Origin of the sequence: Nocardia farcinica, assembly GCF_029867845.1 — a bacterium.
In the GTDB taxonomy this organism is placed as follows: domain Bacteria; phylum Actinomycetota; class Actinomycetes; order Mycobacteriales; family Mycobacteriaceae; genus Nocardia; species Nocardia farcinica_A.
In genome coordinates this window covers 1-6,424 of sequence record NZ_JARWRU010001170.1, presented here as the reverse complement: position 1 = coordinate 6,424, position 6,424 = coordinate 1, and the positions used below count along the sequence as shown (strand labels likewise).

At 71.5% G+C, this 6,424-nt stretch carries 7 protein-coding genes and 1 pseudogene; 3 read left to right on the top strand and 5 right to left on the bottom strand.

Translation table 11 applies throughout. The features are described 5' to 3' along the window. Nucleotides 1–262 precede the first annotated feature (262 nt). Entirely contained in the window at nucleotides 263–1,114 is an 852-nt protein-coding gene (locus tag QH283_RS26005; RefSeq protein ID WP_280505567.1) for a glycine betaine ABC transporter substrate-binding protein, read from the top strand. Between the two features lie 23 nt (nucleotides 1,115–1,137). Here QH283_RS26005 and QH283_RS26000 read toward each other — a convergent pair whose 3' ends face one another. The 4 genes from QH283_RS26000 to QH283_RS25985 all read right to left on the bottom strand — a co-directional run bounded on the left by QH283_RS26000 (nucleotide 1,138) and on the right by QH283_RS25985 (nucleotide 2,832). Beyond that, nucleotides 1,138–1,509 (bottom strand): hypothetical protein, encoded by a 372-nt coding sequence (locus tag QH283_RS26000; protein ID WP_280505566.1) that lies wholly within the window; start codon nucleotides 1,507–1,509, stop codon nucleotides 1,138–1,140. 37 nt (nucleotides 1,510–1,546) lie between these two features. Then, the gene (locus QH283_RS25995) at nucleotides 1,547–1,900 is read right to left on the bottom strand and encodes a hypothetical protein (protein WP_280505565.1); all 354 of its coding nucleotides are present in this window, start codon (nucleotides 1,898–1,900) and stop codon (nucleotides 1,547–1,549) included. Between the two features lie 169 nt (nucleotides 1,901–2,069). Next, the gene (locus QH283_RS25990) at nucleotides 2,070–2,429 is read right to left on the bottom strand and encodes a hypothetical protein (RefSeq protein WP_280505564.1); all 360 of its coding nucleotides are present in this window, start codon (nucleotides 2,427–2,429) and stop codon (nucleotides 2,070–2,072) included. A gap of 58 nt (nucleotides 2,430–2,487) precedes the next feature. Then, nucleotides 2,488–2,832 carry a hypothetical protein gene (locus QH283_RS25985; protein WP_280505563.1) on the bottom strand — a complete coding sequence of 115 codons (345 nt, stop codon included), beginning with the start codon at nucleotides 2,830–2,832 and terminating at the stop codon, nucleotides 2,488–2,490. A 165-nt stretch (nucleotides 2,833–2,997) separates the two neighbouring features. On the opposite strand from QH283_RS25985, the gene QH283_RS25980 reads away from it, so the two are divergent. Both QH283_RS25980 and QH283_RS25975 read left to right on the top strand, forming a co-directional pair. Next, complete coding sequence (locus QH283_RS25980) at nucleotides 2,998–3,600, top strand: PadR family transcriptional regulator (RefSeq protein ID WP_280505562.1); 603 nt, start codon at nucleotides 2,998–3,000, stop codon at nucleotides 3,598–3,600. An 81-nt stretch (nucleotides 3,601–3,681) separates the two neighbouring features. Beyond that, entirely contained in the window at nucleotides 3,682–5,157 is a 1,476-nt protein-coding gene (locus QH283_RS25975) for a DHA2 family efflux MFS transporter permease subunit (protein ID WP_280505561.1), read from the top strand. A gap of 25 nt (nucleotides 5,158–5,182) precedes the next feature. Here QH283_RS25975 and QH283_RS30390 read toward each other — a convergent pair. After that, a pseudogene (locus QH283_RS30390) lies at nucleotides 5,183–5,875 on the bottom strand (molybdopterin-dependent oxidoreductase); the annotation flags it as partial. Between the last annotated feature and the right edge of the window lie 549 nt (nucleotides 5,876–6,424).

The following is a 6,424-nucleotide window of genomic DNA, read 5'->3' as shown; positions in this document are numbered from 1 at the left end:
CCCCCGCCGCCGCCGAGGCCGGCGCCGCCGCCGCGCGCGCCGAGGGTGCCGCGTAGAGCCGCTCCCGCGAGACACCCGAGGCGCCCCGCTCGATCGCCGAGCGGGGCGCCTCGCGTTTTCCCCGGTCGCGCGGCCGAATGTCTCGCCGTCGTCGGGCCGACGGTACATTTCAGCCGTGCCAGTACCGCTCGCAGTCCCGAGTCCCGGATCGTCTCCGCGGTGTGCGTCCGCGCCCAGGCATCGAGCCCGCGGCGGGCTCGGGGTGCTCGCCCTCGCCGCCCTGGTCGCCCTCGTCACGGCCGCGTGTGGCGGCGAGCCGGAACGCACATTCGTGGTCGGCGCGGGTGACAGCACCGAGTCCCTGGTACTCGCCGAGATCTACGCGGGCGCGCTGGCCCGCACCGGCCAGCCGGTCCGCGTCCACCCCGGCCTCGGGCCACGCCGCGACTATCTCGCCGCCCTCGACGAGGGCACGATCGACCTGGTCGGTGAACAGACCGGCGAGCTGCTGGCCGCCCTCGACTCCACCGCCGAGGCCCGCACCCCTGACGAGGTCGTCACCGCCCTCTATCGCGCCCTCCCCGCCGACCTCACCCTCGCCGACCCCGCCGACGGCGCCGACATGCGACCCCGGGTCCTGGTCACCGAGCAGCGCGCGCAGGCGGAGAACCTGACCACCGTCGAGGACCTCCTCCCGCGCTGCCCCGAGACCACCGCCGCTCAGGCGAGCGCCCCCGGTCTGCTCCGGGCCCCCGCCGAGGTCGCCGTTCACGACTGCCCGTTCGCGACGGTGACCCCGGTACCCGATCCGGCCGCGCTCGCCGAGTCGCTGCGTTCGGGAGCCGCCCGGGCGGGCCTGCTCACCGGCCCGCCCGAACTCGTGCCCGACACCACCGGCCTGCGCGTGCTGGCCGACCAGGACTACGCCCTGCGCGCCGAGAACATCGTCCCGTTGCTGCGCACCGGCCTGCTCGACGAAGTCCGCCTGCGCAAACTCAACTACGTCGCGGGCGAACTCACCACCGCCGAGCTGGCCGAGATGATCCGCGCCGTCGAGGCGGGCGAGTCCGCGGCCGAGACGGCCCGGCGCTGGCTCGACGCCCACGGGCTGTGAGTCACGCCGCAGCGGCGGTCAGTTCAGTCGGTGGAAGGGAGTCGACCGCCACTGTCTTTGCAAGCGGGCACGCCGCTGAGCGCGCTTCCCATGCAGACGACCACATAAAGGACGGCTCCCACCGCGAGCGGCACGAAGTCGATGGGGTGGTCGATGGCGTAGGCCAGCGCGGCCGAGCCGACGAAGGAGTCGCCTCGGTAGCTGCCGGTGGTGTCCACGCTGCCGTTGCCGGAGCCGCTGGTGGTTCCGTCGTGGTTGACCTGGTCGGCTTGTTCGTTGCCGGTGAACGGTTGCAGTGGGAGTGGCTCGGCGGTGGCGGTCGTGCTCGCGGTGAGCGTCGCCAGGGTGATCGCGGCCGCCGCGGTGGCGCGGCGCAGGGGGGAGTGACTGGTCATGCGTGGTCGTATCGGTGGCTGGTCGGCGCGGCCCCGCTCACAGCCGGCTGGGGGGGAACGCCCGGAGGCAGGCGTCGCGGTCGCCGCTTGCGCTCTGGGCGCCGCACAGCGTGTACGTCAGCAGGAACAGCCCCAGGTCGAGAGGGTGGTCGATGGCGTAGGCCAGGGCGGCCGAGCCGAGGAAGGCATCGCCCTCGTAGCTGCCGGTGGTGTCGACGCTGCCGTTGCCCGACCCGCTCGTTCCGTAGTGGTTGACGTGTTCGGCCTGACCGGGTCCCGAGAACGGTTCCAGGCGCAGCGGTTCGGCGGTGGCGGTCGCGCTCGCGGCGAGTGTCGCCGAGGCGATCGCGGCGACAGCGGTCCAGCGACGGATGCGGGGATGATCGGTCACGGTGTTTCGATCCTGTTCGTTCGATTTACTCTGTGGGGCAGTGCGAGTGGGCGGTCGGTCCGGGGCGGCGGTGATGCGGCCACCGTCGCCGAGGCAGGCGAGTTCGCCGCTGCTGATGCTGGTCGGCGAGCTGGTCATGCGCGGTTTCTCGTTCGTCGATGTGGGTCTGCTAGCGGACGGGGCCGCCACCGCCGGTCATGCAGATATACGGGTCGCCGCTGAGGCTTATGATGTTGCAGACGACCACCGTCGCGAGGAGCGAGGCCAATTCGGCCGGATGGTCGATGATCAGGGCCAGTCCGGCCGAGCCGAGCAAGGCGTTGCCTTCGTAGCTGCCGCGTGTGTCGATGCTGCCGGAGTTGCCTGATCCGCTGTGTGTTCCGGTGTGCCCGACGCTCTCGGCCTGTCCGGTGTCCGTGAGCGGTTCCAGGCGCAGCGGTTCGGCGGCGGCGGTCGCGTTCGCGGTGAGCGTCGCCAGAGTGATCGCTGCGGCGGCGACCGCCCGGCGGGTGGTCGAATGTCCGGTCATGGTGGGCCTTGGTGGTGGAGGGTTCGCGGCTCGCCGAGAATGCGTGTGTCGAATCGGCTCACATGTACCCGCTGCCGAAGCACTTGTAGGCTTCGCCGCTGGCGTAGCCGATCAGAAGGCACAGCCCCATGTCGGCCGATCCGGCCGCGGAGCCGACCGGATCGTTCAGGCTCCCGCGCAGCCCGGACGAGCCGAGCATCAGGAAGAGATCGAGCTCTTCCGTGAACTCGTCGCTCGACCCGGTGGCCTGGGCCGGGGGAGTGTAGGGCTCGAGCGGTAGCGGGGCGGCGGTCGCGGCAGCGTTGCCGAAACAGGAGAGCGCGGCGATCGAGGCGATCGCCGCGACGCCGATGGCGCGCCGCGGCCCCGGCCGGTGGCGAGGGGGTGCTGAATTACGTGGCATGCCAGCAACTTTCGTCGTTGGGAAGGGTCTGCCCAGTTTAAGAAGAGCGAAAGATGTGCGTTTCAGATTCTGTGCCCCCAATTGTGGGGGCATCTGGTGTGCGCCCGGTTGTGCGCGTATAGTCCATCTGGACTATTTCACTTGGAGTATTCGGAGGTTCGGACAATGGGTTCGGCACGCGGCACCCCGACCACGCTGGCGATCGCGGTGCTCGGCTTGCTCGACGAACGCCCCATGCATCCCTACGAGATGTTCCAAACCCTGGTCAGCCGGGGTGAGGATCGGCTGGTCAAGGTCCGGCCCGGCTCGCTGTACCACACGGTGTCGCGGCTGGCAGACCAGAAGCTGGTTCGCGCGGACGGGGTGGACCGGGAGGGCAACCGGCCCGAGCGCACCACCTACCGGATCACCGACGAGGGCCGCGAGGTGCTGCGGACACGGATCGCCGAGATCCTGCGCGCGCCGTGCCCGGAGTACCCGGAATTCCTCATCGGCCTGGCCGAATCGCACTCCCTGCCCGCCGATCAGGTGGCCGAGTTGCTGCGCGAGCGCATCGCCCACCTGGACGCCACGCTCGCCGAACTCGATTCGATGATCGCCGTCGCCGAGACGCGGATCAGCGCAAGGCGCTACTGGCTGGTCCTGCCCTATCAGCGCGAAACCGTGCGCGCCCAGCGCGCGTGGCTGGCGCGGATGGTCGACGAACTCGCCTCGGGCGAACTCGAGTGGGAGGAGTTCGATCCGTCGTCGGGCGAGATGACCGCCTGATCGCTGCCTGCCCCCGAGGGGGCGTCCTTTTCCGTGAACCGCTCAGTTTCCCTGAACCGCTCAGTTAGGAACCCGAACATCGTGTCCGAGAGCCGTAATCCGTGGCTTGCGCTGATGGCGCTGGTCGTCGGCTTCTTCATGATCCTGCTCGACATGACCATCGTCGCGGTCGCGAACCCGGCGATCATGGCCGACCTGCACGCCGACATCAACGCCGTCATCTGGGTGACCAGCGCCTACCTGCTCACCTACGCGGTGCCGCTGCTGGTCACCGGCCGCCTCGGCGACCGCTACGGTCCCAAGAAGATCTACCTGGTCGGCTTGGCCGTCTTCACCGCCGCCTCGCTGTGGTGCGGCCTGTCCGGCACCGTCGAGATGCTGATCGCCGCCCGCGCCCTGCAGGGCCTCGGCGCGGCGCTGATGACGCCGCAGACCATGGCCGTGATCACCCGCACCTTCCCGCCGGACAAGCGCGGCGCCGCCATGGGCCTGTGGGGCGGCGTGGCGGGCCTGGCCACCCTGGTCGGCCCGCTGCTCGGCGGCGTCCTGGTCGACACGTTGAGCTGGGAATGGGTGTTCATCGTCAACCTGCCCGTCGGCGTCGTCGCCTTCGCCCTCGCGGTGTGGCTGGTGCCCGCGCTGCCCACCAACGAGCACAAGTTCGACCTGCCCGGCGTGCTGCTCAGCGGTCTCGGCATGTTCCTGCTGGTGTTCGGCATTCAAGAAGGCAGCGCCTACGACTGGTCGCCGCGGATCTGGCTGCTCATCGGCGCCGGCCTGGTCGTGCTCGGGCTGTTCGTGGTCAATCAGGCGCGCAACACCGGCGAACCGCTGGTGCCGCTGGCCCTGTTCAAGGACCGCAATTTCGCGCTCGGCAATGTCGCCATCGCCGCCATGGGCGGCGCGGTCACCTCGGTGATGGTGCCGGTCTACTTCTACCTGCAATCGGTGCGCGACATGTCGCCCACCATGTCGGCGCTGGTGCTGGCGCCGATGGCCATCGTCACCGGGTTCACCGCGCCGTTCATCGGCCGCTTCTCCGACCGGCTGCCGCCGCGCGTCGTGCCGACCCTCGGCTTCCTCGGTTTCGCGCTGATGATCTTCTGGTGGTCGGCGGTCATGACGCCGGACTCGAGCCTGATCTGGTTCCTGATCGCCGCGGGCATCGCAGGCCTGGCCAACGCCTGCATCTGGGGTCCGCTGGCCTCCACCGCCACCCACAACCTGCCGTTGCAGCAGGCGGGCGCGGGCTCGGGCATCTACAACACCACCCGCCAGGTGGGCTCGGTGCTCGGCACCGCCGCGATCAGCGCTCTCATCGCGGCCAGGCTCTCGGCCCACGGGCTCGGCGACGGCGGTCCCGTCGGCGAGGGCATGGGGCAGCAGACCGAGCTCCCGCCGCAGCTGCTCGACGGGTTCAGCTCCGCGCTGGCCCAATCGATCATCCTGCCCGGCGCGATCCTGCTGATCGGTGTGGTCGCCTCGTTCTTCCTGGTCGGGCACGGGCCGCGCACGGCGGAGGTGGCGGCGGCGCGGGCCGATTCGGTCAAGGCCTGACCGCCGGTCCCGGTCCGGGCGGCGATCAGCCGACCCGGACCAGGACGCTCGGGTATCCGGTCGCCCCGTCCGGCACCGCGGGCGCGACCTCCCCGGTCTGCGTCTGCCCGTCGCCGTCGGTGGCGCGGGCGCGCAGGATGTGCTGCCCCGGGGTGGCATCCCACTCGTAGACCCACTGCCGCCAGGTGTCGATCGACTGCTCGGTCGCCAGCCGCGCCCGCTGCCACGGCCCGTCGTCCACCTGCACCTCCACCGCGCGGATGCCGCGATGCTGCGCCCACGCCACCCCAGCCACCGGCACCGTCCCGGCCGACAACTTCGTCCGGCGGCCGGGCGTGTCGATCCTGATCCCGGTCTTGACCGGCCCGCGCTCCGACCAGCCCCGCCGCGTCCAATAGGCGGTGGCCAGGTCGAACCGCGTGACCTCCAGTTCGGTCACCCACTTCGTCGCCGACACATAGCCGTAGAGGCCGGGCACCACCAGCCGCGCCGGATACCCGTGCTCGATCGGCAGCGGTGCGCCGTTCATCCCCACCGCGAGCAGGGCGTCGCGTCCGTCGGTGAGCACCGCCAGTGGACTGCCCGCCGTCCACCCGTCCCTGCTCGCTCCGGCCCCACCCCGGCCCGCCACCCGCCGATCCACCGGCCCGCGACCACGGCGGCGACCGCGACGCCGCCCACGATCGCCACGCCACGCAGCAACTCCCGCCGCGCCGCCCCGCCGGGTGCGGCTTCGTCTCCGCCGGGTGCGGGCGCACCGTCGGCCGTGCCCGCCACCCGCGCGGCGGCATCGATGTAGCGCGCGAACCCGCGCAACGCCCAGATTCCGGCCGCCACCCCGGCCACCGTCGCGACAGCCCCGAGCGCCCCGTGCCGGGACACGGCGAAGATCGTTGCCGCAGCGCCGAATACGGCGAAGATCGCGGTCCCGGCCGGTCGGGCGACCCGCTCCAGCGCGCCGGCGAGCCCGGCCACCGCGAGCGCCACCACCCCCATGCAGGCGAACAGCACCGTCTTGTCGGCCGTGCCGAAGGTCTCGATCGCCCACTCCCTGACCGCCCGCGGGCTGTGATCGACCACCACCGCCCCGAGCACATAGGGCGGCGCGCTGCCCGGCCGGACCAGGGCCGCGACCAGTTCGGCGACACCGAGGGCGAGGATCGCGCTCACCACCCCGGCCGCGATCCGCCATCGACGCAGCGCCATGCCGCGAGGGTACTGCCGAATCGCCGCGGCCACGACCCGGTTCCAGGACAACGCGAAAGCG